Origin of the sequence: Scleromatobacter humisilvae (assembly GCF_023231945.1) — a bacterium.
GTDB lineage: Bacteria > Pseudomonadota > Gammaproteobacteria > Burkholderiales > Burkholderiaceae_C > Scleromatobacter > Scleromatobacter humisilvae.
Window position 1 is genome coordinate 93,508 of the sequence record NZ_JAJLJH010000007.1, and the last position, 20,423, is coordinate 113,930.

Annotated in this window: 17 protein-coding genes; 10 read left to right on the forward strand and 7 right to left on the reverse strand. The window is 70.5% G+C overall.

From position 1 onward, the window contains the following. Positions 1 to 22 precede the first annotated feature (22 nt). From LPC04_RS20505 to LPC04_RS20515, 3 genes are read left to right on the forward strand one after another with little or no spacing between them, the layout of a single operon-like run. On the forward strand, positions 23 to 1,237 hold the full coding sequence (locus LPC04_RS20505) for a DUF3734 domain-containing protein (protein WP_275684144.1): 1,215 nt from the start codon (positions 23 to 25) through the stop codon (positions 1,235 to 1,237). A gap of 33 nt (positions 1,238 to 1,270) precedes the next feature. Beyond that, the gene (locus tag LPC04_RS20510) at positions 1,271 to 2,485 is read left to right on the forward strand and encodes a 6-phosphofructokinase (protein ID WP_275684145.1); all 1,215 of its coding nucleotides are present in this window, start codon (positions 1,271 to 1,273) and stop codon (positions 2,483 to 2,485) included. Continuing rightward, positions 2,482 to 2,748 carry a DUF3253 domain-containing protein gene (locus LPC04_RS20515; RefSeq protein WP_275684146.1) on the forward strand — a complete coding sequence of 89 codons (267 nt, stop codon included), beginning with the start codon at positions 2,482 to 2,484 and terminating at the stop codon, positions 2,746 to 2,748. Before LPC04_RS20510 ends, LPC04_RS20515 begins: the two co-directional genes overlap by 4 nt. On the opposite strand, the gene LPC04_RS20520 is transcribed toward LPC04_RS20515, so the two are convergent. Both LPC04_RS20520 and LPC04_RS20525 read right to left on the reverse strand, forming a co-directional pair. Beyond that, positions 2,735 to 5,689, reverse strand: coding sequence for a PAS domain-containing hybrid sensor histidine kinase/response regulator (locus LPC04_RS20520; RefSeq protein ID WP_275684147.1), 2,955 nt, complete (start codon positions 5,687 to 5,689; stop codon positions 2,735 to 2,737). The genes LPC04_RS20515 and LPC04_RS20520 overlap by 14 nt on opposite strands. Positions 5,690 to 5,826: 137 nt before the next feature. Next, positions 5,827 to 8,025, reverse strand: a complete 2,199-nt coding sequence (locus LPC04_RS20525) for a putative bifunctional diguanylate cyclase/phosphodiesterase (protein ID WP_275684148.1) — start codon at positions 8,023 to 8,025, stop codon at positions 5,827 to 5,829. A 150-nt stretch (positions 8,026 to 8,175) separates the two neighbouring features. Between LPC04_RS20525 and LPC04_RS20530 the strand changes: the two genes are divergently transcribed. Next, positions 8,176 to 9,651 carry an HD-GYP domain-containing protein gene (locus LPC04_RS20530; RefSeq protein ID WP_275684149.1) on the forward strand — a complete coding sequence of 492 codons (1,476 nt, stop codon included), beginning with the start codon at positions 8,176 to 8,178 and terminating at the stop codon, positions 9,649 to 9,651. Positions 9,652 to 9,663: 12 nt separating this feature from the next. On the opposite strand, the gene LPC04_RS20535 is transcribed toward LPC04_RS20530, so the two are convergent. Next, positions 9,664 to 10,017, reverse strand: coding sequence for a hypothetical protein (locus tag LPC04_RS20535; RefSeq protein WP_275684150.1), 354 nt, complete (start codon positions 10,015 to 10,017; stop codon positions 9,664 to 9,666). A 235-nt stretch (positions 10,018 to 10,252) separates the two neighbouring features. Here LPC04_RS20535 and LPC04_RS20540 point away from each other — a divergent pair, with 235 nt between their 5' ends. Next, positions 10,253 to 11,185 carry an alpha/beta fold hydrolase gene (locus LPC04_RS20540; RefSeq protein WP_275684151.1) on the forward strand — a complete coding sequence of 311 codons (933 nt, stop codon included), beginning with the start codon at positions 10,253 to 10,255 and terminating at the stop codon, positions 11,183 to 11,185. A gap of 7 nt (positions 11,186 to 11,192) precedes the next feature. Here the strand turns inward: LPC04_RS20540 and LPC04_RS20545 are convergent, their stop codons facing one another. After that, positions 11,193 to 11,447, reverse strand: coding sequence for a hypothetical protein (locus tag LPC04_RS20545; RefSeq protein ID WP_275684152.1), 255 nt, complete (start codon positions 11,445 to 11,447; stop codon positions 11,193 to 11,195). Positions 11,448 to 11,546: 99 nt separating this feature from the next. Between LPC04_RS20545 and LPC04_RS20550 the strand changes: the two genes are divergently transcribed. Further along, positions 11,547 to 12,461, forward strand: coding sequence for a LysR substrate-binding domain-containing protein (locus LPC04_RS20550; protein ID WP_275684153.1), 915 nt, complete (start codon positions 11,547 to 11,549; stop codon positions 12,459 to 12,461). On the opposite strand, the gene LPC04_RS20555 is transcribed toward LPC04_RS20550, so the two are convergent. From LPC04_RS20555 to kynU, 3 genes are all read right to left on the reverse strand, one after another. After that, the gene (locus LPC04_RS20555) at positions 12,448 to 13,146 is read right to left on the reverse strand and encodes a hypothetical protein (protein WP_275684154.1); all 699 of its coding nucleotides are present in this window, start codon (positions 13,144 to 13,146) and stop codon (positions 12,448 to 12,450) included. The genes LPC04_RS20550 and LPC04_RS20555 overlap by 14 nt on opposite strands. A 236-nt stretch (positions 13,147 to 13,382) precedes the next feature. Next, complete coding sequence (kynA, locus tag LPC04_RS20560) at positions 13,383 to 14,258, reverse strand: tryptophan 2,3-dioxygenase (RefSeq protein ID WP_275684295.1); 876 nt, start codon at positions 14,256 to 14,258, stop codon at positions 13,383 to 13,385. A gap of 56 nt (positions 14,259 to 14,314) precedes the next feature. After that, complete coding sequence (kynU, locus tag LPC04_RS20565) at positions 14,315 to 15,631, reverse strand: kynureninase (protein WP_275684155.1); 1,317 nt, start codon at positions 15,629 to 15,631, stop codon at positions 14,315 to 14,317. 123 nt (positions 15,632 to 15,754) lie between these two features. Between kynU and LPC04_RS20570 the strand changes: the two genes are divergently transcribed. From LPC04_RS20570 to LPC04_RS20585, 4 genes are read left to right on the forward strand one after another with little or no spacing between them, the layout of a single operon-like run. Continuing rightward, positions 15,755 to 18,073, forward strand: coding sequence for a bifunctional salicylyl-CoA 5-hydroxylase/oxidoreductase (locus LPC04_RS20570; RefSeq protein ID WP_275684156.1), 2,319 nt, complete (start codon positions 15,755 to 15,757; stop codon positions 18,071 to 18,073). Then, positions 18,070 to 18,975, forward strand: a complete 906-nt coding sequence (locus LPC04_RS20575) for an SDR family NAD(P)-dependent oxidoreductase (protein WP_275684157.1) — start codon at positions 18,070 to 18,072, stop codon at positions 18,973 to 18,975. Before LPC04_RS20570 ends, LPC04_RS20575 begins: the two co-directional genes overlap by 4 nt. A gap of 11 nt (positions 18,976 to 18,986) precedes the next feature. Beyond that, positions 18,987 to 19,547: a MarR family winged helix-turn-helix transcriptional regulator gene (locus tag LPC04_RS20580; protein ID WP_275684158.1), complete on the forward strand. Its 561-nt coding sequence runs from the start codon at positions 18,987 to 18,989 to the stop codon at positions 19,545 to 19,547. A gap of 11 nt (positions 19,548 to 19,558) precedes the next feature. Next, positions 19,559 to 20,422: an enoyl-CoA hydratase family protein gene (locus tag LPC04_RS20585; protein WP_275684159.1), complete on the forward strand. Its 864-nt coding sequence runs from the start codon at positions 19,559 to 19,561 to the stop codon at positions 20,420 to 20,422. Position 20,423: the final 1 nt, after the last annotated feature.

Below are 20,423 nucleotides of genomic sequence, written 5' to 3' on the forward strand. Positions count from 1 at the left end.
ATCCGACACGCGCTGGAGTGCCATGCCGCTGACCCGTCCCCCGTTCGACACCATCGCCCTCGTGCTGCAAGGCGGCGGCGCGCTCGGCGCCTACCAGGCCGGCGTGATGGAGGGCCTGGCCACGGCCGGCATCGAGCCCGACTGGGTGGCCGGCATCTCGATCGGCGCGATCAACGCGGCGATCATCGCCGGCAACGAGCCCGCGGACCGCGTCGCGAAGCTGCGCGATTTCTGGAACACGGTGTCGCGTCCGGCCGCCTATCCGGACGCGATGGCCTTCATGGACGCGCTCGTGGAGCCAGTGGACGACTGGCGGCGCGAGATCTGGAACAGCTGGAACGCGTGGCGCGCGCTCACGGAGGGCCAGCGCGGCTTCTTCACGCCGCGCCCCACGACCGCGTTCCTCGGGCCGCAGCCGCCGAACGCCGCCAGCTTCTACGACACCGCCCCGCTGAAGGCGACGCTGGAGCGCCTGGTCGACTTCGACCGCATCAACGCGGGCGTCACGCGGCTGACGGTGTCGGCGGTCAACGTCGAGACCGGCAACTTCGAGGCGTTCGACAACCAGCACGGCCGCTGGCGCAAGCGCATCCGCGCCGAGCACATCATGGCCTCGGGCGCGCTGCCGCCCGGCTTTCCCGCGGTCGCCATCGAGGAGCCGGGGCCGATCGAGGCCTCGCGCGCAAGCGGCGCGCCGCGCCCCGTGCATTACTACTGGGACGGCGGGCTGGTCTCCAACACGCCGCTCACGCAGGTGCTGGACGACCATCCTCGGCGCGACACGCTGGCCTTCCAGATCGACCTGTGGAGCGCGCGCGGCAAGGTGCCCACCAACGTGATCGACGCGCAGGAGCGCGTCAAGGACATCCAGTTCTCGAGCCGCACGCGCGCCATCACCAACATGCAGGCGCAGGAACAGCGCCAGCGCCGCATGCTGCGCGAGCTGCTCGAGCAGATCCCGCAGGAAGTCCGCGAGAAGAGCCCGGCCTGCCGCGCCGCCGCGCACCAGGCCACGGCGCGCAGCGTCAGCGTGATCCAGCTGATCTACCAGGACAAGGAGTGGGACGGCCTGTCCAAGGACTACGAATTCGGCGCCGTCACGATGCGCAGCCACTGGGAAAGCGGCCTGACGGACATCAACGCCACGCTCGAACATCCGCACTGGCTCGAGCGGCCGGAGGGCGACGACCCGTTCGTCACGCACGACATCCACCGCCAGCGCCGCCGCCAGGACTAACATCGGCGCCATCTTGTTGAAGGAGTGACCCGCATGAGCTCGATCAAGATCCTCGTCGCGCAAGGCGGCGGCCCGACCGCCGTCATCAACCAGTCGCTGGTGGGCGTGGTGCTCGAGGCGCGGCGCTTCGCGCAGGTCGAGCGCGTCTACGGCGCGTTGCACGGCGTGCGCGGCATCGTCGACGAGGAACTGGTCGACCTGACGCAGGAGACGCTGCACAACCTCGAGCAGGTGGCGCGCACGCCCGCGTCCGCGCTCGGCTCGACGCGCGACAAGCCCGACCTCGCGTACTGCCAGCGCATCCTGGCCGTGCTGCAGGCGCACGGGATCGGCCATTTCTTCTACATCGGCGGCAACGACTCGTCGGACACCGTGCGCATCGTCGCCGACGAGGCGCGCAAGGCCGGCCATCCGCTGCGCTGCGTGCACATCCCCAAGACGATCGACAACGACCTCGTCGGCAACGACCACACCCCCGGCTACCCGTCGGCCGCGCGCTTCGTCGCGCAGGCCTTCGCGGGCGCCAACCTCGACAACGCCGCGCTGCCGGGCGTCTACCTCGGCGTGGTGATGGGCCGCCACGCCGGCTTCCTCACCGCGGCCGCCGCGCTGGCGCGCCGCTTTCCGGGCGACGGCCCGCATCTCGTCTACCTGCCCGAGCGCACGTTCTCGATCGAGCGCTTCCTCGCCGACGTCAAGGCGACGTACGAGAAGCACGGCCGCTGCGTGATCGCCGTCTCCGAAGGCATCCACGACGAGAGCGGCGCGACCATCGCCGAGAAGCTCGCGAAGAGCGTCGAGCGCGACGCGCATGGCAACGTGCAGCTCTCGGGCACCGGCGCGCTGGCCGACCTGCTGTGCGACGAGATCAAGGACAAGCTCAAGATCAAACGCGTGCGCGGCGACACCTTCGGCTACCTGCAGCGCTCGTTCCTCGGCTGCGTCTCCGGCGTCGACCAGCACGAGGCGCGCGAGGTCGGCGAGAAGGCCGTGCAATACGCGATGTGGGGCGACGTCGACGGCTCCGTCGCGATCCGCCGCAGCGGCGACTACGCGATCGACATCGTGCTGCAGCCGCTCGAGGCCGTCGCCGGAAAGACGCGCACGATGGAAGATGAGCTGATCGCGCCCGCCGGCAACGACGTCACGCCGGCGTTCTTCGACTACCTGCGCCCGCTGCTGGGCACCGACATGCCCGAGGCCGGACGCCTGCGCGCGCCGGCGGTGGCCAAGGTGCTCAAGCGTTGACAGTCAGCGACGAGCGGATCGTCGCGACGATCTTCGAGCTGCTGGACCGGCGCGCGGCCGGCGCCACGATCTGCCCGTCCGACGCGGCGCGCGCGCTCGCGAGCGACGAATCGCAGTGGCGCGCGCTGATGCCCGAGGTGCGCCGCGTGGCAGCGTCGCTCGTCGCCGCCGGGTCGCTGCGTGTCAGCGCGCATGGCGAGGACGTGGACGCGCTTCAGGCGCGCGGGCCGATCCGCCTCGGCAGGCCTCTCAGTCGAGGTTGAACCGCATGAACGCGCTCGGCGGCCCCTCGGCGCCGGGCAGGTAGGCCCACAGCGCGCGCAGCAGGTCGCCCTCGCCCGCCGGCTTGGAGACGAAGCCGTTCATGCCCGCCGCGTGCGCCTGCGCGCGCTCGGCGTCGAGCACCGCGGCCGTCAGCGCGATGATGGGCAGGTGGGCCGTGTGCGGCTGCGCGCGCAGCTGGCGTGTCGCCTCGATGCCGTCGACCTCGGGCATGTGCAGGTCCATCAGGATCGCGTGCACGCTCGTGGACTCGCGCGACGCGTGCTCGATGGCCTCGCTGCCGTTGGTGGCCTCGATGACCTCGGCGCCGAGCCGCGTGAGCATCGCGCCGACGATGAGCCGGTTGACCGGATTGTCCTCGGCCAGCAGCACGCGCATGCCGTGCAGCGGCTGCTGCGGCGTGTCGTCCAGCGGGCTCGCGATGGTGCTGAAGTCCTCCTCGTCGGCGGTGATCAGCGGCAGCTCGACCCAGGCGCAGCTGCCGGTGCGGCCGTCGCTGTCGAGGCCGACGTTGCCGCCCATCAGCGTGGCGAGCTCGCGGCAGATCGACAGGCCCAGGCCGCTGCCGCCGAAGCGCCGCGTGGTGGAGCTGTCGGCCTGCGTGAACGGCTGGAACAGCGTGGCGCGCAGCTCGGGGCTGACGCCGATGCCGGTGTCGCTGATCTCGATGCGCGCGATCTCCGGCGTGCGCCGGAACAGGTGCACGTGGATGCGGCCGCGGTCGGTGAACTTCAGCGCGTTGGACAGGTAGTTCGACAGGATCTGCCGCACCCGCACCGGGTCGCCCATCACCTCGCGCGGCGTGTCGAGCGCCACGTGGCAGCTCATCTCGAGCCCGCGCTCCTGGCCGATCGGCGAGAACGTGCGGAACGCGCTCCAGACGACCGCGTGCAGGTCGTACGGGATCTGCTCGACCTGCAGGTGGCCGGCCTCGATCTTGGACAGGTCCAGCACGTCCGAGACGATGCCGTTGAGCAGCTCCGCCGCGTCAACCAGGTGGGCGAGGTAGGCGTTGCGGCGCGGCGTCGGCAGCGACGCGTCCTGCAGCAGCCGCGCCAGGCCCAGCACGCCGCTGAGCGGCGTGCGGATCTCGTGGCTCATCGTCGCGAGGAAGCTGCTCTTGGCGCGGCTGGCGGCCTCGGCGTCGCGCTGCGCGTCGGCCAGCTCCAGCTCCGCGCGGCGGCGGTCGGTGATGTCCTCGACGACCCAGATGGTGCCGGTCTCCTGGCGCCGCTTCGGATCGACCGCGCGGCCGCGCATGCGCAGCAGCAGCTTGGTGCCGTCGGCGCGCGGGACGCGGCGCTCGATGTCGATCGTGTCGCCGGCCACCTGCGAGGATTCGTACGTGGCCACGAACTCCTTGAACTTGTCGCGGTCGCGGAACAGCACTTCGGTGGGCTTGCCCACCAGCGAGCCCAGCGGCAGGCCCAGCATGCGCTCGAGCTGCGGGTTGACGCGCTCGAGTCGGTGGTTGCGCACCAGGCACACGCCGACGACCGCGTTGTCGAGGATGGCGTCGCCCTCCTGCTTCGCGCGCTCGGTCTCGGTGACGTCGCGCGTGGTCATCACGGTCACCGGCTCGCCGTCCCAGTCGAACGTGGCCGCGGTGATCAGCACGAAATGCTGCGCGCCGTCGGCCGACCAGGCCACCGAGCGGAAATCGCGCACCCAGCCCTGCGCCGCGAGTGCGCGCCCGAGTGCCAGCATCGGCTCCTCGTCGCGCCAGAAGCCCAGCTCGTAGCCGTTGCGGCCCATGACCTTTGCTTCGTCGAGGCCGACGAACGCCAGGAACGCCGGATTGGCGAGCAGCACGCGGCCGTCGCGCATGCTGGCCACGCAGACGGCGTCGGGGCTGAGGCGGAACAGGCGATCGAGCATCGTCTGCGAGCGCTGCAGCTCGCGCTGCGCGAGCACCTCGGCCGTCGCGTTGCGGCTGACGCCCCACCAGCCCAGGTGGCGGCCGGTGGGGTCGAAGATCGGCTCGCCGCTGCCGCTGATGAACAGCTCCTTGCCGTCGGCGGTGACGAAATGGATGACGCGGTCGCGATAGGGCCGGCGTGCCTTCAGGTCCGCCAGCAGCAGCTCGGACTGCGCATCCTTGACGAAGGTCGGGCCACCGGGCTTGGCCAGCTGCATGAACTCCGCGACCTTGTGCGGCGTGTGCATCTCGAAGGACGGCGACAGGTAGGTCATGTGGCCGCGGTGGTCCATCTCCCACGTGAAGTCGCTGCCCAGGCCCAGCAGCCGGCTCATGCGGCGCTCCTGGTCGCGCGCGCGCAGCACGGTGGCCAGGAGCTGGCGCCGCACGATCCACGCGGTGACCAGCGCGGCCACGATCAGCACCGCGAACGACAGCGCGCGCGACTCCTGGTGCAGCTGCGCGTCGGCCGCGGCCGCGGAAATGAGGCCGCGGTTCTCGGCGATCTCGAGACCGGCGATCAGCAACGCGGTGGCCACGCCCATCGCGGCGGCCGTCGCCATGTTGACGAGGATGCCGGCGATCGCCACCAGCAGCACGGCGCCGCCCAGCACGATGGCATGCGTGCCGAGCCCGGAATACCATGCGTGGAACATGAGCGCCGCGAGCGCCAGGGCCAGCGACAGCGTGGCGGAGGCCCGGTTCCAGCCTGCGCGCGACAACGCCAGGGCGCCGAGGCCGCTGGCGACCAGGCCGCTTCCGAGCAAGGCCCGCGACGTCCCGAGCAGGCCCAACGGCCCATAGAGGCGCAGCACCAGCACCTGCGACAGCAACAGGACACCCGCAAGCAGGATCAGGATGCTCAACGCCCGCACCGACAGTGCGGCGTGCGGATCCTCCTGCTGGCGCCCGACGGCCAGCGACTCCTCGTGAACGCGCGCGGGCGATAGCGCCGGCGCGGCCGCCTGGGCAGGTGGCGTGGCGCCAGATGTCCCCAGCTTCATCTTCTTCTCGTTTCCCCTCGGATCGAAGACAGAGGATTGCAGCGAGGCGGGGGCGTGTCAATGCCGCGCCGATCGGATCTGGCTATTTTAGGCGGCGCGGTCTCGTAACAGAGCCGAAACCGGCGCGTGAAGCGCGCTCAGGTCGCGGCGGGAACGCTCTCGGGCAGGTCCGCAGACGCCGGTTCGCCCGGCGCACCAAGAACAAGCGGCGGATTCGCGGCGCGCGCGGCGACGGCCCAGGCGTGGAAGTCGTCGGCGCCCAGCGGACGGCTGAACAGGTAGCCCTGCGCGCCGTCGCAGCCCAGGGTCTTGAGCTGGGCTGCCACCGATTCCGTCTCGACGCCCTCGGCGACCACCTTCAGGCCCATGTGGTGGGCCATGCCGATCGTCGAACGAACGATGTTGAGGTCGTTGTCGTCGAGATCGAGGTTCATCACGAACGAGCGGTCGATCTTGAGCTCCTGCACCGGCAGCTTCTTCAGGTAGGCCAGCGACGAATAGCCGGTGCCGAAGTCGTCGATCGACAGCTGCACGCCCATCTCGTGCAGCGCGTTCAGCGACGCCAGCGCATGCGCCGGATCTTCCATGATCGCGCTCTCGGTGACCTCGAGGCACAGGTGGCGCGCGGCCACGCCTTCTGCGAGCAGTTGCGCGCGCACGAGGGCGGGGAGATCCTGCTGCACGAGGTCGCGCGTCGACACGTTGATGTTGAGCGACATCTCCAGCCCGGCGGCGCGCCACGCCGCGAGCTGCGCCAGCCCGCGCGCGAGCACCCAGCGCGTGATGGACTTGATGCAGCCAGTCTGTTCCGCGAACGGGATGAACTGGTCGGGCGGCACGAAGCCGCGCGTCGGATGGCGCCAGCGGATCAGCACCTCGGCCGACAGGCAGCTGCGGTCGGCGAGCGAGATCTTGGGCTGGTACTGCAGGTAGAACTGGTTCTCGTCGACGGCGCGGCGCAGGTCGGACAGCAGGCTCAGGCCGTGCTCGGTGGTGCGCACCATCTTCTGCGTGAAGGCCGCATAGCCGGAGCTGGTCTGCTTGGCGACGTACATCGCCGAGTCGGCATGCGCCATCAGCTCGGTCGGGTTGGCGCCGTCGTCCGGGAAGGTGGCGATGCCGATCGAGCCGCTGACGTCCACCGTCTGGCCTTCGATCGTCACCGGCGTGTCGAGCGCCGTCAGCAGCTGGCGCGCGAGCAGCGCGGCGCCTTCGCGGCCCTGGGCCGGCAGCAGGACGGCGAATTCGTCGCCGCCGATGCGGGCGACGGTGTCGGTGGTGCGGCGCAGCTCGCGCGTCAGGCGGCCGGCGACCTGGTTCAGCAGCTCGTCGCCCACCGGGTGGCCCAGCACGTCGTTGACGTTCTTGAAGCGGTCGAGGTCGATCAGCAGCACGGACATCGCATGCCCCGTGCGGGTCGCCGTGCCGACGGCCTGGTCGAGGCGGTCGTTGAACAGCGTGCGGTTGGCCAGGCCCGTCAGCGGATCGCGGAAGGCGAGGTCGACGATGCGCGCCTCGCGTTGCGCCAGGCTGTTGCGCATCTCGCCGAGCGCGGTGATCAGGCGCCCGACCTCGTCGCGGCCGGCCGCGGGCATCGGGCTGTCGAGCTTGCCGTCCGCGATCTCGCGCGCCAGCGCCACGGTCAGCGCGAGCGGCCGGGTGATCGAGCGCGTGATCATCACCGCGCACATCAGCGCAACGACGACCGCCAGGCCCGACAGCTCCAGCACGTATTCGCGGCTGCGCGCCTGCTGCATGCGGATGCTGGAGATCGTGGCGTTGGCCTGCGCCGACTTGACGGCCACCAGCGCGTCGAGCGCGTTGAGCATGTCGTTGAGCGCGGGCAGCGTCTCCTTGATCATGATCGGGCGCGCGGCGCCCATGTCGAGCTCGACTTCCTCGACGGTGTGCTGGAACGCGGCCTCGAAGCGGCCGCGCGTGGAGATCAGGCGCTCGACGACGACGGCGTCCTCGACCGCGTGCGCATCGGCCAGCAGTTGCGACAGCGCGTTCTTCTGCTCGGCGAATTCGGTGTCGATCAGCGCGTAGACCGGGACGCGGTCGGAGCGGGCGTCCAGCAGGAACAGCGTGTGCAGGTGCTGCGCGCCGGCCTGCGCGGCCTTCTCGGCCTGGCGCGCCAGCAGCACCTGGCGCAGGCTGGATTCGGCCACGACGCGGCTGGATTCGCCCACCAGCTCCGCCTGCTTGAGCACCAGCGCCACCACCCCCGCCAGCAGCGCGAGCAGCAGGCCGAACGCGAGCGCGAGCCGCACCGCGATCGGAGCGCTGCGGGCGATCCGGTTCGGCGTGTTCGACAGGTCGTCGGCAATGGCCATGGAGGTGGAAGTGACTGGTTGTCAGGGAGGCGTCAGGAGGTTATCGACCGCCGGGCCCGCGAAATTGAGGCATGGCCGAGCTTCCCGACCGCGACACTTCTCACGATCCGCGGACTTCAGGTGGCCGGCCCGCACGCCGATAGACCCCGGATGGACGCCCAGCTCGATCTCCTGCACGCCGGCGCCGCCAACGACACGGGCGACGGCACGCCGTCCGGATTCGGTGGGAGCCGCCTCGCGCCCGCCCCGCGCGCGCCCGCGCCGTCCGCGGCCGGCGGTCCGCGCCTGGGCGAGCTGCTCGGTTCGCTGAGCCACGCCCTCGACCTGACGGAGGGCCAGCCCGCCGGACACTGCATGCGCAGCTGCTGGATCGGCCAGCAGCTCGGCCGCGCGATCGGCCTGAACACCGTCCAGATGCGCGAGCTCTACTATGCGACGCTCTTGAAGGATTCCGGCTGCAGCAGCAACGCCGCACGCCTGTGCCAGCTGTTCCTCACCGATGACCTGTCGTTCAAACGCGATCGCAAGACGGCCGGCCTGGGCCTGCCCGGCCTGATGAACTTCGTCATCCGGCACACCGGCGTCAAGGCCGGCCTCGCCGAACGCTTGCGCGCCATCGCCCACGCGGTGCAGAACGGCGGCGACATCGAACGAGAACTCGTCGAGACGCGCTGCTCTCGCGGCGCGCAGATCGCCCGCCAGCTTCGCTTCAGCGAGGACGTGGCCGACGCCATCCAGGGCCTGGACGAGCACTGGGAGGGCAGCGGCCAGCCGCAGGGGCTGCAGGGCGAGGAGATCCCGCTGTACTCGCGCATCGCGCTGCTGGCGCAGGTGGTGGACGTGTTCCACGCCAGCGTGGGCCCGCAGCGCACGCGCGAGCAGGTGGCGCGCCGCAGCGGCCGCTGGTTCGACCCGCGCATCGCCGACGCCTTCGCCGTGCTCGCGCGCGACCCGGCGTTCTGGCGCCAGCTGGCCTCCGACGACCTCGAGCAGCGCGTGCTCGAGATGGAGCCGGCGCAGGAGCCGCAGCCGGTGGGCGACGACTATCTCGACGACATCGCATTGGCCTTCGGCCAGATCGTCGACGCCAAGAGCCCGTTCACGGCCGGCCACAGCGCGCGCGTCGCGCTGATCACCAACCAGCTCGCCGAGCAGCTCGGATTCGGCGCGCCCGAACGCCGCTGGCTGCGCCGCGGGGCGCTGCTGCACGACGTCGGCAAGCTGGGCGTGAGCAACCAGATCCTCGACAAGCCTGGCCAGCTCGATCCCCGGGAGTGGGCCGCGGTGCAGCGCCACGCGGTCCACACCGAGCAGATCCTCGGGCGCATCGGCGCGTTCGGCGTGCTCGCGCGCGTCGCGGGCGCGCACCACGAGAAGCTGGACGGCAGCGGCTACCCGCGCGGCCTCGACGCGCGCCACATCCGCCTCGAGACGCGCATCATCACGGCGGCCGACATCTTCGACGCCCTCACCGCCGACCGCCCGTACCGCCCCGCGATGGCCACCGCGCAGGCGCTGCAGGTGATGCGCGACGGCATCGGCACCTCCATCGACGCCGACTGCTTCGCGGCGCTCGAGCGCTCGCTCGCCACGTTGGGCGAGTTCAGCGCGTTCGATGGCCTCTGAGGCCCAGCAACGCTAGCGGCCGACGGTCCCGACTTGCGGCACGGCGTCGGTGCCGCTCCTGCGCGCCGGCTGCAGCGTGTCGAACCGATCCGCCTGGCTGCCTTGCATCAGGCGGGCCGCCTCGTCGACCTGGCCGGCCGCGAGGCCGCGGTCGGCGTCCATCGGCACGGCGTCTGTTGCGGTGGCTGCGAGCGTCGGTGCCATCGGCAGCGACGCCCGCGCCGCCGGCACGCCCTCCTCGTGCGCGGCGGCCCTGACGACCGCCGCCGAACCCCCGCCCGACTGGCCCAGCAACCAGCCCGTGGCGCCGAACGCCACGGCAGTCGTGGCCGTCCAGATCCACTGTCGAATCGTCGTCTTGCCCATGCGCGCACCCCTCATCCATCCGTTGGGATGAAGGTTACGCAGCGGATCGCGCCGTTCCATCCCCCAAAGGGACGGAGCTCCCACATTTCAAACGACCGCTGACTTTCTAACAGTCGCTTGAGTCGGACACCGGCGAATGCGAGCCCGCGGCGCACCGCCCCAGGCCCGGGAATGCGAGTCGCGAAGCAAGGCGCCGTCGACTAGAGTGCGGCATTCCTTCATCGAAGCACCTCGCATGCCATCCCTCTTCCGCACCGTCCTCGCCGCCACCGCCCTTGTCGCCCTGCTTGCCGGCTGCGACAGCATGGGCCCGTCGCTCAAGGACAGCGCCTACGCGATGGAACGCTCGCGCGCGGGCCTGGTGCGCAAGGAGATCTCGCTGCCTGACGGCACGCACGTCGTCTACCTCGAGGGCGGCAGCGGCGCGCCGCTGGTGCTGGTGCACGGCTTCGGCGCCGACAAGGACAACTTCACGCGCGTCGCGCGCTACCTGACGCCGCACTACCGCGTGATCGTGCCGGACCTCGTCGGCTTCGGCGAGTCGTCGCACCGTACCGACATCGACTACCACTACGCCGCGCAGGCCCAGCGCCTGCACGACTTCACGCAGGCGCTCGGCTTGTCGCGCTTCGACCTCGGCGGCAACTCGATGGGCGGCGGCATCTCGATGAGCCTGGCCGCGCAGCATCCGCAGGAGGTGGCCAGCCTGTGGCTGCTCGATTGCGCCGGCATCGCCGCGGCGCCGCCCAGCGAGCTCGCGAAGATCGTCACGACGACCGACACCAACCCGCTGTTCATCACCAGGGAGAGCGATTTCCCCGCGTTCCTGAAGTTCGTCATGAGCGATCCTCCGTACATCCCCGGCTCGGTGATGAACGTGATGGCGCGCGAGCGCATGGCCAACCAGCCGCTCGAGCGCCAGGTGTTCGCGCAGATCGCCACCGACTCGGTCGACGCGTCCGTCAAGGGCCTGGCCACGCCCACGCTGATCGTGTGGGGCGACGAGGATCGCGCGCTGTCGGTCGGAACGGTGCCCGTGCTGAAGACGCTGCTGCCGAACGCGCAGGCCGTCGTCATGCCGCACGTCGGCCACGCGCCGATGATCGAGCGGCCGCAGCTGGCCGCGGAAGACTACCTGCACTTCCGCGGCCAGCTCGCCACCCGCTAGGGTCTGTTCACAGGTGGCGCGTCGCGTCGAGCGCCGCGGCGAGCTTCCAGGCCTCCATCAGGCGCTCGCGTTCGCCCAGGTGCGGCGGGGCACCGATGTCCTTCAGCGTCGCCTCGTCGAGGTGGCCCAGCCCGGTGTCGATCCAGGCCTGGTCGACCAGCTCGCGCGTGACCACGGAGCGGCTGAAGAAGCGGACGAATGCCTCCAGGAAACGGCTCGCGGCCGGGGTGCTGACGGTCGGGGTGATGGTGCAGGTGGTCATGGTTCTTCTCCTTGTCGACTTCGGTGTTGGTCAGAATAGGAGCACTCCGCTTGCTCGTCCATCGACTATTCCTGGCGAATTTGGTAAGCTAATCTGACCATGTCGCGCATCCCGCTCAACTTCCTGCCGACCTTCGTCGCCGTCGCCAGGCTGCCGACGCTGCGCGCCGCCGCCGAGTCGCTGCACCTGACGCACAGCGCGGTCAGCCAGCAACTCGGCGAACTGGAGAGCCGCCTGGGCTTTCCGCTGTTCGACCGCCGCGGCCGCCGCGTGCACCTGAACGCCGCGGGCCAGGCGCTGCTGCGCCAGGTCGAGCCGGCGCTCGCGCAGGTCGACGACGGCGTCCAGGCGGCCGCGGCCGCGGCCAAGGGCGCCGCGCAGGGAGTCCGCTTGACGATGCTGCCGTCGTTCGCGCAGCGCTGGTTCCTGCCGCGACTGGGGCTGTGGCGCGAGCGCCATCCCGGCATCCCGCTCGAGATCGAGGCCTCCGCCAACATCATCGACTTGCAGCGCGACGGCTTCCATGCGGCGATCCGCACCGGTCCCGGGCCATGGCCGGGACTGGTCGTCGAGCGCCTGTACGAGACGCCGACGCCGTTCATCGCGGTCGCGGCCATGCAGGTCGCGCTCCGTCTGCGCGCGGGCAAGCCGGCGGATCTGGCGCGCGAGCCGCTGCTGGGCGACAGCGAGGTGTGGGAGAAGTGGTTCGCCGGCGCGGGCGTGCGCACGCGCGTGACGCCCGTGGCGTCGTTCAACGACGTCGGCCTGATGCTGCAGGCCACCGAGCAGGGCCTGGGCCTGGCCGTGGTGCGCGAGCTGCTGGCCGCCGACGCGCTGCGCGACGGCCGCCTGGCGCGGCTGTTCGATGTGTCGGTGGTGCTGGAGGGCGTGCAGCCCTACAGCCTCGTCTACCCGACGGCGCTGGCGGACTGGCCGCCGCTGATCGCGCTACGCGACTGGGTGCGCCACGAGTTCGACCACTCGCTGGCGCTGCTGCGCACTATCGAGCGCTGACGTTGACGCGCCGCGTGGCGACGGTGGTGTCGGGCTTGGGTTCGGCGAACATCGCCTGCACCGGACCGTCTTCCGGCAGCACGTAGACGGTGCCGCGGACGTTGCCGAGCGTCGGCAGCACGACCGACCAGAAGAAGGTCTCCGGCACGACCACGCAGCCCAGTGACAGCCGCTTGTTGTTCGGATCCTCGGTAGCAAGGCTGGCATCGCGCTTCTCCTGCGAGATGCCGGGACGCACGCGGTGGATCGCGATGCCGGTGTCGTAGTCGACCCAGACCACCGGTTCGCCGTGCAGGTTCCTGCCGGGGACCGATTCGAAGCGGCCGGCCGGCGTCTTGCGCTCGTCCGGCAGCAGGCGCGACGGATCCTTCGCGCCGGCACCGGGCACCGGGATGTCACCGCGCGACTGGCCGAGGAGGGTGGACGATGCGCCCAGGAGCTTGCCGCCGGCGCCGAACACGAAGATGCGCGCCGCCTTCTTGTCAACGATCACGAAAGGGCGTCCGTGGTCGTCCCCCTTCTCGTGGATCCAGTGCTCGACGTAGCGCGCGTCGTCGGACGCCTCGACCGTCTGCAGCGCGGACAGGGACTCGCCTTGGCGAGTGGTCGGGTCGGTGAGCGCGAATGCCGTGGAGGAGATCCACGCGACCGATGCGGCGACTGCCAGCTTGCCCCAGAAATTCATCGTGACGTTCCCGATTCTCACTTTGACGGACACAGCGAAAAGTGCTGCGCTCGGGCACGATTTCGAGCCCTTGTCCTACATTCTGAGGGCGAATCTTAAGGGCAATATGAAGGGTTTGCGGCAACAAAGACCGGCATTTACACGGATCTACTCGGCCGCAAATGACCGGATCTCGCAGCAATTCGACGGCAACTTCCCGCCGCCGTCGAGCAGCAAAGGCGCATGGACGCGCGCTTTCAGAGCTCCGTGCGGAGCGCCCAGACTTCCGGAAACAGCACCGTGTCGAGCATCTTGCGCAGGTAGCTGACGCCACCCGTGCCGCCGGTGCCGCGCTTGAAGCCGATGATGCGTTGCACCGTCGTCACGTGGCGGAACCGCCAGAGGCGGAAGGTGTCCTCCAGGTCGGTCAGCTCCTCGCCGAGCTGGTAAAGATCCCAGTGATGGTTCGGATCGCGGTAGACGACCAGCCAGGCATCGCGCACGGCGTCGCTCTCGGCGTAGGGCTGCGTCCAGTCGCGCTCCAGGTGCGACGCCGGGATGGGGATGCCGCGGCGCGCCAGCAGGCGCAGGCTCTCGTCATACAGCGAGGGCGCTCGCCAGGCCTGCTCCACCTGGGCGAGCAGGTCGGGCCGGTGCGCGTGCGGCTTGAGCATCGCCGCGTTCTTGTTGCCCATCGTGAACTCGATGCAACGGTACTGGTAGCTCTGGAAGCCGCTGCTGGCCGACAGGTACGGGCGGATCGCCGAGTACTCGGGCGGCGTCATCGTGGCCAGCACGTCCCACGCGTGCACCAGCTGCTCCATGATGCGGCTGACTCGGGCCAGCATCTTGAACGCGCTGCCCAGCTCGTCGCCGGCGATGGCCGCGACGGCCGCGCGCAGTTCGTGCAGCATCAGCTTCATCCACAGCTCGGATGTCTGGTGCTGCACGATGAACAGCATCTCGTTGTGGTCGGGCGACAGCGGATGCTGCGCGGTGAGCACCTGGTCGAGATGGAGGTAGTCGCCGTAGCTCATGTCCGACTTGAAGTCGAGCTGCGCGCCCTCCTCGGCGACGACGCGTTCGCCGCGCGCCTCGGGTTGCGCGGGCGCGGCGGCGGCGCCGTGGCCCATCGGGCAGCCGCCCGCGGCGGTGTCTTCGTTCTGGCTCATGGCTCGATTGTCCGACGTCAGGTCACGGCGGAACGCTTGTTGAAGCGGGCCTCGCGATATTCCTCGCGCTGCATCACCTGCACCAGGTGGTCGACGGCGTCGAAGACGTCGACGAAGCGCAGGTACAGCGGCGTGAAGCCGAAGCGCAGGATGTCGGGCAGCGCCGGGCCGTGGGCGTCGGCGGCGGTGCCGGCGCGGAAGTCGCCGATCACGCCGCGCGCGATCAGCGCCTGCATGATCGCGTAGCCGTGGCTTGCGCCGTCGGCGCTCGCGTGGGTCAGGCTGACCTGGCTCCCGCGCACGCGCGCGTCACGCGGGCTCGCGCAGGCAAAGCCGATCGGCGCGCAGCGTTCGTCGACCAGCGCGACGAACAACTCCGTCAACGCGATCGACTTGTCGCGGATCGCCGCCATGCCGCCGAGCGCGTCGGCGGCGCGCAGCGTGTCGACGCCGCATTCGAGCGCCGTCAGCGACAGCACCGCCGGCGTGCCGCACAGGAAGCGGGCGATGCCGGCCGCCGGCTCGTAGTGCGGCCGGAACGTGAACGGCGCGGCATGGCCCATCCAGCCGGACAGCGGTTGCCAGAATCGGCCGGCGTGCCGCGGATGCGCCCACACGAAGGCCGGCGCGCCGGGGCCGCCGTTGAGGAACTTGTAGCCGCAGCCGATCGCGAAGTCGGCGCCCGCGCCATTCAGGTCGACCGGCAAGGCGCCGGCGCTGTGCGCGAGATCCCACACCGTCAACGCGCCCGCGGCGTGCGCCAGCGCGGTCATCGAGGCCATGTCGTGCAGCGCGCCGGTGCGGTAGTTGACCTGGGTCAGCATCATGATCGCGACGTCGCCGCCGCGTCCGCCGGACAACCGCTCGATGAGAGCCGGCGGCTCCAGCAGCTCCAGCGTCCAGCCGAGATCGCGGCACAGGCCCTCGGCGATGTAGAGGTCGGTTGGGAAGTTCTGGCGCTCGCTGACGATGACCCGTCGCGCGGACGAATCCGCCTTGACGATGCGCGAGGCCGCGCTGAGCACCTTGAACAGGTTGACCGAGGTCGAATCCGCCGCGACGCACTCGCCCGGCTTCGCGCCGACCAACGCGCCGATGCGGTCGCCGACGCGCTGCGGCAGCGTGATCCAGCCGGCGTCGTTCCAGCTGCGGATCAGGCCGTCGCCCCACTCCTGACGCACCGCGTCGGCCACGCGCGCGGGCGTCGCGCGGGGCAGCGCGCCCAGCGAGTTGCCGTCGACATAGATCACGCCTTCTGGCAGCATGAACTGGTCGCGCAGCGGCGCCAGCGCGTCCGCGGCGTCGCGCCGCGCGCAGTCGTCTCTCGAGATCATGGGGTCACTCCTGAAGGCGCGTCTTGCGGCATGGGAAGCAATTAGTTTAGTATTAAACTATTTACACCTCAAGCAATTTCCGCCACACTGCGCGGAACGCATTCCAGGATAGCCGAGGACAGCATGCGCATCGTCTGCATCGGCGGCGGCCCCGCCGGCCTCACGTTCGCCCTCCTGATGAAGAAGCTCGATCCGGGCCACGACATCACGGTGGTCGAGCGCAACCGCCCGTACGACACCTTCGGCTGGGGCGTCGTGTTCTCCGACGCCACGATGGCGCACCTGCGCCGCTGGGACGAGGAGACGGCCGGCGCGATCGAGGCCGCGTTCGCGCACTGGGACGACATCGTCCTCGAGTTCAAGGGCCGATCCATCCGCTCCGGCGGACACGGCTTCGTCGGCATCGGCCGCAAGCGGCTGCTCAACATCCTGCAGTCGCGCTGCGAGTCGCTGGGCGTCAAGCTGGAGTTCGACCGCGAGGTGCGCGACGACGCGGAGTTCCCCGACGCCGACCTGGTCGTCGCCAGCGACGGCATCAACTCGGTGGTGCGCCAGAAATACGCGGACGTCTTCAAGCCCGACATCGTGACCCGCCCGAACCGTTTCATCTGGCTCGGCACGAAGAAGCTCTACGACGCGTTCACCTTCGTCTTCGAACGCACGGAACACGGCTGGTTCCAGGCACACGTCTACAAGTTCGACGCGGAGACCTCGACCTTCATCGTCGAGTGCCCGGAGCACGTGTGGCTCGCGCACGGCCTGGACAAGCTCGACGCCGACGCCTCGGTCGCTTTCTGCGAGCAGGTGTTCGCGCGCCACCTGCAGGGCGCCAGGCTGATGACGAACGCGCGCCACCTGCGCGGCTCGGCCTGGCTCAACTTCCAGCGCATCAAGTGCGAACAGTGGTGGGTCGGCGCCGACCAACGCGAGAGCGGCCACGCGCCGATCGTGCTGATGGGCGACGCCGTGCACACCGCGCACTTCGCGATCGGCTCCGGCACCAAGCTCGCGCTCGAGGACGCGATCGAGCTCGCAAACCAGTTCAGGCTGGCCGGCGATACGTCGCCGTCGGCGCTGCCCGCGCTGCTGGATCGCTATCAGGCCATCCGCGCCGTCGAGGTGCTGCGGCTCCAGAACGCGGCGTGGAACGCGATGGAATGGTTCGAAGTCTGCGGCACGCGCTACTGCGATCCGCTGCCGCCCGAGCAGTTCATGTATTCGTTGCTGACGCGCAGCCAGCGCATCAGCCACGAGAACCTGCGCCTGCGCGACGCCGGCTGGCTGGAGGGCTACGAGCGCTGGTTCGCCAGGCACGACGCGGCCACACCGCCGATGTTCACGCCCTACACGCTGCGCTCCATCACGCTGAAGAATCGGGTGATCGTCTCGCCGATGGCGCAGTACTCGGCCATCGACGGCGTCGTCGGCGACTACCACCTGGTGCACCTGGGCGCCCGCGCGATGGGCGGCGCGGCGCTGGTGATGGCCGAGATGACCTGCGTCAGCGCCGATGCCCGCATCACCAAGGGCTGCCCAGGCCTCTACACCGACGCGCAGGGCGACGCGTGGGCGCGCATCGTCGACTGGGTGCACACGCACAGCGACGCGCACATCGGCATGCAGTTGGGGCACGCCGGCGCGAAAGGCGCGACGCACCTCGGCTGGGAGGGCATCGACCAGCCGCTGGACTCCGGCGGCTGGCCGCTGGTCTCGGCGTCGGCGCAGCAATACCTGCCCGGCGTCAGCGACTGGTCGCGCGCGATGACGCGCGCCGACATGGATCGCACGCTGCACGACTTCGTCGCCTGCACGCGCCGCGCGGCCAACGCAGGGTTCGATTGGTTGGAGCTGCACTGCGCGCACGGCTACCTGCTGTCGTCGTTCATCTCGCCACTCACGAACCATCGCGAGGACGCCTACGGGGGCTCGCTGGAGAACCGGTTGCGCTATCCGCTCGAGGTCTTTGCGGCGGTGCGCGCGGCCTGGCCGTCGCAGCTGCCGATGTCGGTGCGCATCTCGACGCACGACTGGGTCGAGGGCGGCATCACGCCGGCCGACGCGGTGGAGATCGCGCGTGCGTTCAAGGCTGCGGGCGCCGACATGATCGATTGCTCGTCCGGCCAGGTCAGCAAGGACGAGAAGCCGATCTACGGCCGCATGTTCCAGACGCCGTTCGCCGACCGCGTGCGCAACGAGGCCGGCATCGCGACGATCGCCGTCGGCGCGATCAGCGAGGCCGACCACGTCAACAGCATCATCGCGGCCGGCCGCGCCGACCTGTGCGCCGTCGCGCGACCGCATCTCGCGAACCCGGCATGGACGCTGACCGAGGCCGCGCGCATCGGCTGGAAGCAGGTCGACTGGCCGGCACCTTACCGCTCGGCCAAGCCACAGCTCGAGGCGGCGTTCGATCGCGCACGGGCGACGGGGAGCAACGCATGAGCAACGAGATCCGCAATGGCGACCAGAGCGAGGCCGTCGCCGCGATCGGCGCCATCGAGCTGCCGGCCAAGGCCGTCGAACTCGGCCCCGGCCCGCTGCCCAATGCCTCGGTGCCGCTCTCGCTGCGCCCGACGCCGCGCCGCGTGCTGGTGACCGGCGCGACGCGCGGCATCGGCGCGGCCATCGCGCAGGCCCTCGCGGGCGCGGGCTGGCACGTCACGCTCGCGGGACGCGCGCGCGCGGCACTCGAGGAAGTGCGCGTGACCTTGCCGATCGCCGAGGGCGTCACGCACGACTGCGTCGAGCTCGACGTCACCGACGCCGCCAGCGTCACGCGCGCGTTCGCCGAGGTGCACGCGAAGGGCGGCGCGCTGCAGGCGCTGGTCAACAACGCCGGCGCGGTCGAGACGGGCCCGCTGTCGCGCCTGCCGTTCGATACCTGGAACCGCATGCTGTCGGTCAACCTCACCGGCGTGTTCCTGTGCACGCAGGCCGCGCTGGCGCCGATGATCGCGGCGCGCGCAGGCCGCATCGTCAACATCGCGAGCACCGCCGGCCAGAAGGGCTACGCCTACTGCACGGCGTATGCCGCGGCCAAGCATGGCGTGCTCGGTCTGACGCGCTCGCTGGCACTCGAGGTCGCGCCGCAGGGCATCGCCGTCAACGCCGTGTGCCCGGGCTACACCGACACCGCCATCGTGCGCGACGGCGTCGCCCGCATCGTGGCGGCCACCGGCCGCGACGAGGCCGACGCGATGGCGACGTTCTCGAACGCGAGTCCGCTGCAGCGGCTGGTCGAGCCCGCCGAGGTCGCCGCCACCGTGCTGTGGCTGTGCGCCGATGCGCCGGCCGCGCTCACCGGCCAGGCGATGTCGGTCAGCGGCGGCGAGGTGATGAATTGAAAGGCAAGTCCATGAAGGCGGACACCCGCGACCCGCGCAGCACCAACCGGCTCGACGAGCTGCTGGGCGACTCCGAGATCGGCCACGAGGGCCGCGCCGCGACGACCAACCACGCCGCCGTCAAGACCTGGCTGCGGCTGCTGTCGTGCACCACGCAGATCGAGACCGAGATCCGCCGCCGGCTGCGCACGCACTTCGACATGACGCTGCCGCGCTTCGACTACCTCGCGCAACTGCACCGCTTCCACAAGGAGCAGCCCGAGGGCCTGCGCATGAACGCGCTGTCGCGCTACCTGATGGTGACCGGCGGCAACGTCACGAGCCTGACCGACGAGCTCGAGAAGAGCGGCTACGTCACGCGCCAGGTCGATGCGGAAGACCGGCGCTCGTTCCGCATCGCGCTGACGCTGCGCGGCCGGCGCGCCTTCGAGCGCGTCGCGGAGGAACACGAGCGCTGGGTCATCGAGCTGCTCGAAGGCCTGGACACCGACGAAGGCGCGCAGCTGCACGCGCTGCTGGGGCACCTGCGGCTGTCGCTGACGCGGCGGCTGCAGGACGACAAGACCCGCTGAAGGAACGAGACATGGCACCCGACACCACTCCCACGATCAACGCCGCGCTGATGGCCGGCAACCGCCGCCCGTTGGCCGGCTACCGCGCGACGCATTTCCTGTGGGCGTGCAGCGACGGCGTCGCGCGCATCACGCTAAACCGGCCCGAGCGCAAGAATCCGCTGAGCTTCGAGAGCTACGCCGAGCTGCGCGACCTGTTCGTCGCGCTGCGCCACGCGCACGACGTGCGCGCCATCGTCATCGCCGGCGCGGGCGGCAACTTCTGCTCCGGCGGCGACGTGCACGAGATCATCGGCCCGCTGATCGCCCTGCCGGCGCCCGAGCTGCTGATGTTCACGCGCATGACGGGCGACCTCGTCAAGGCGATGCGCCATTGCCCGCAGCCCATCGTCGCGGCGGTCGACGGCGTGTGCGCCGGCGCCGGCGCGATCCTCGCGATGGCCAGCGACCTGCGCTACGGCACCGCGCGCTCGAAGACGGCTTTCCTGTTTGCGCGCGTCGGCCTGGCCGGCTGCGACATGGGCGCCTGCGCGATGCTGCCGCGCATCGTCGGCCAGGGCCGCGCCGCCGAGTGGATCTACTCGGGCCGCTCGGTCGAGGGCGCCGAGGCCGAGCGCTGGGGTTTCTTCAACCGCCTCGTCGAGCCCGACGCGCTGGTTGCCGAGGCCACCGCGTTCGCGCGCCAGCTCGCCGACGGGCCGGCCTTCGCGCACTCGCTGACGAAATCGATGCTGCATCAGGAGTGGGCGATGGACATCGACACCGCGATCGAGGCCGAAGCCCAGGCGCAGGCGCTGTGCATGCTCACCGAGGACTTCGGCCACGCGTACCGCGCGTTCGCGGCGAAGACGAAGCCGGTGTTCGAGGGCCGCTGAC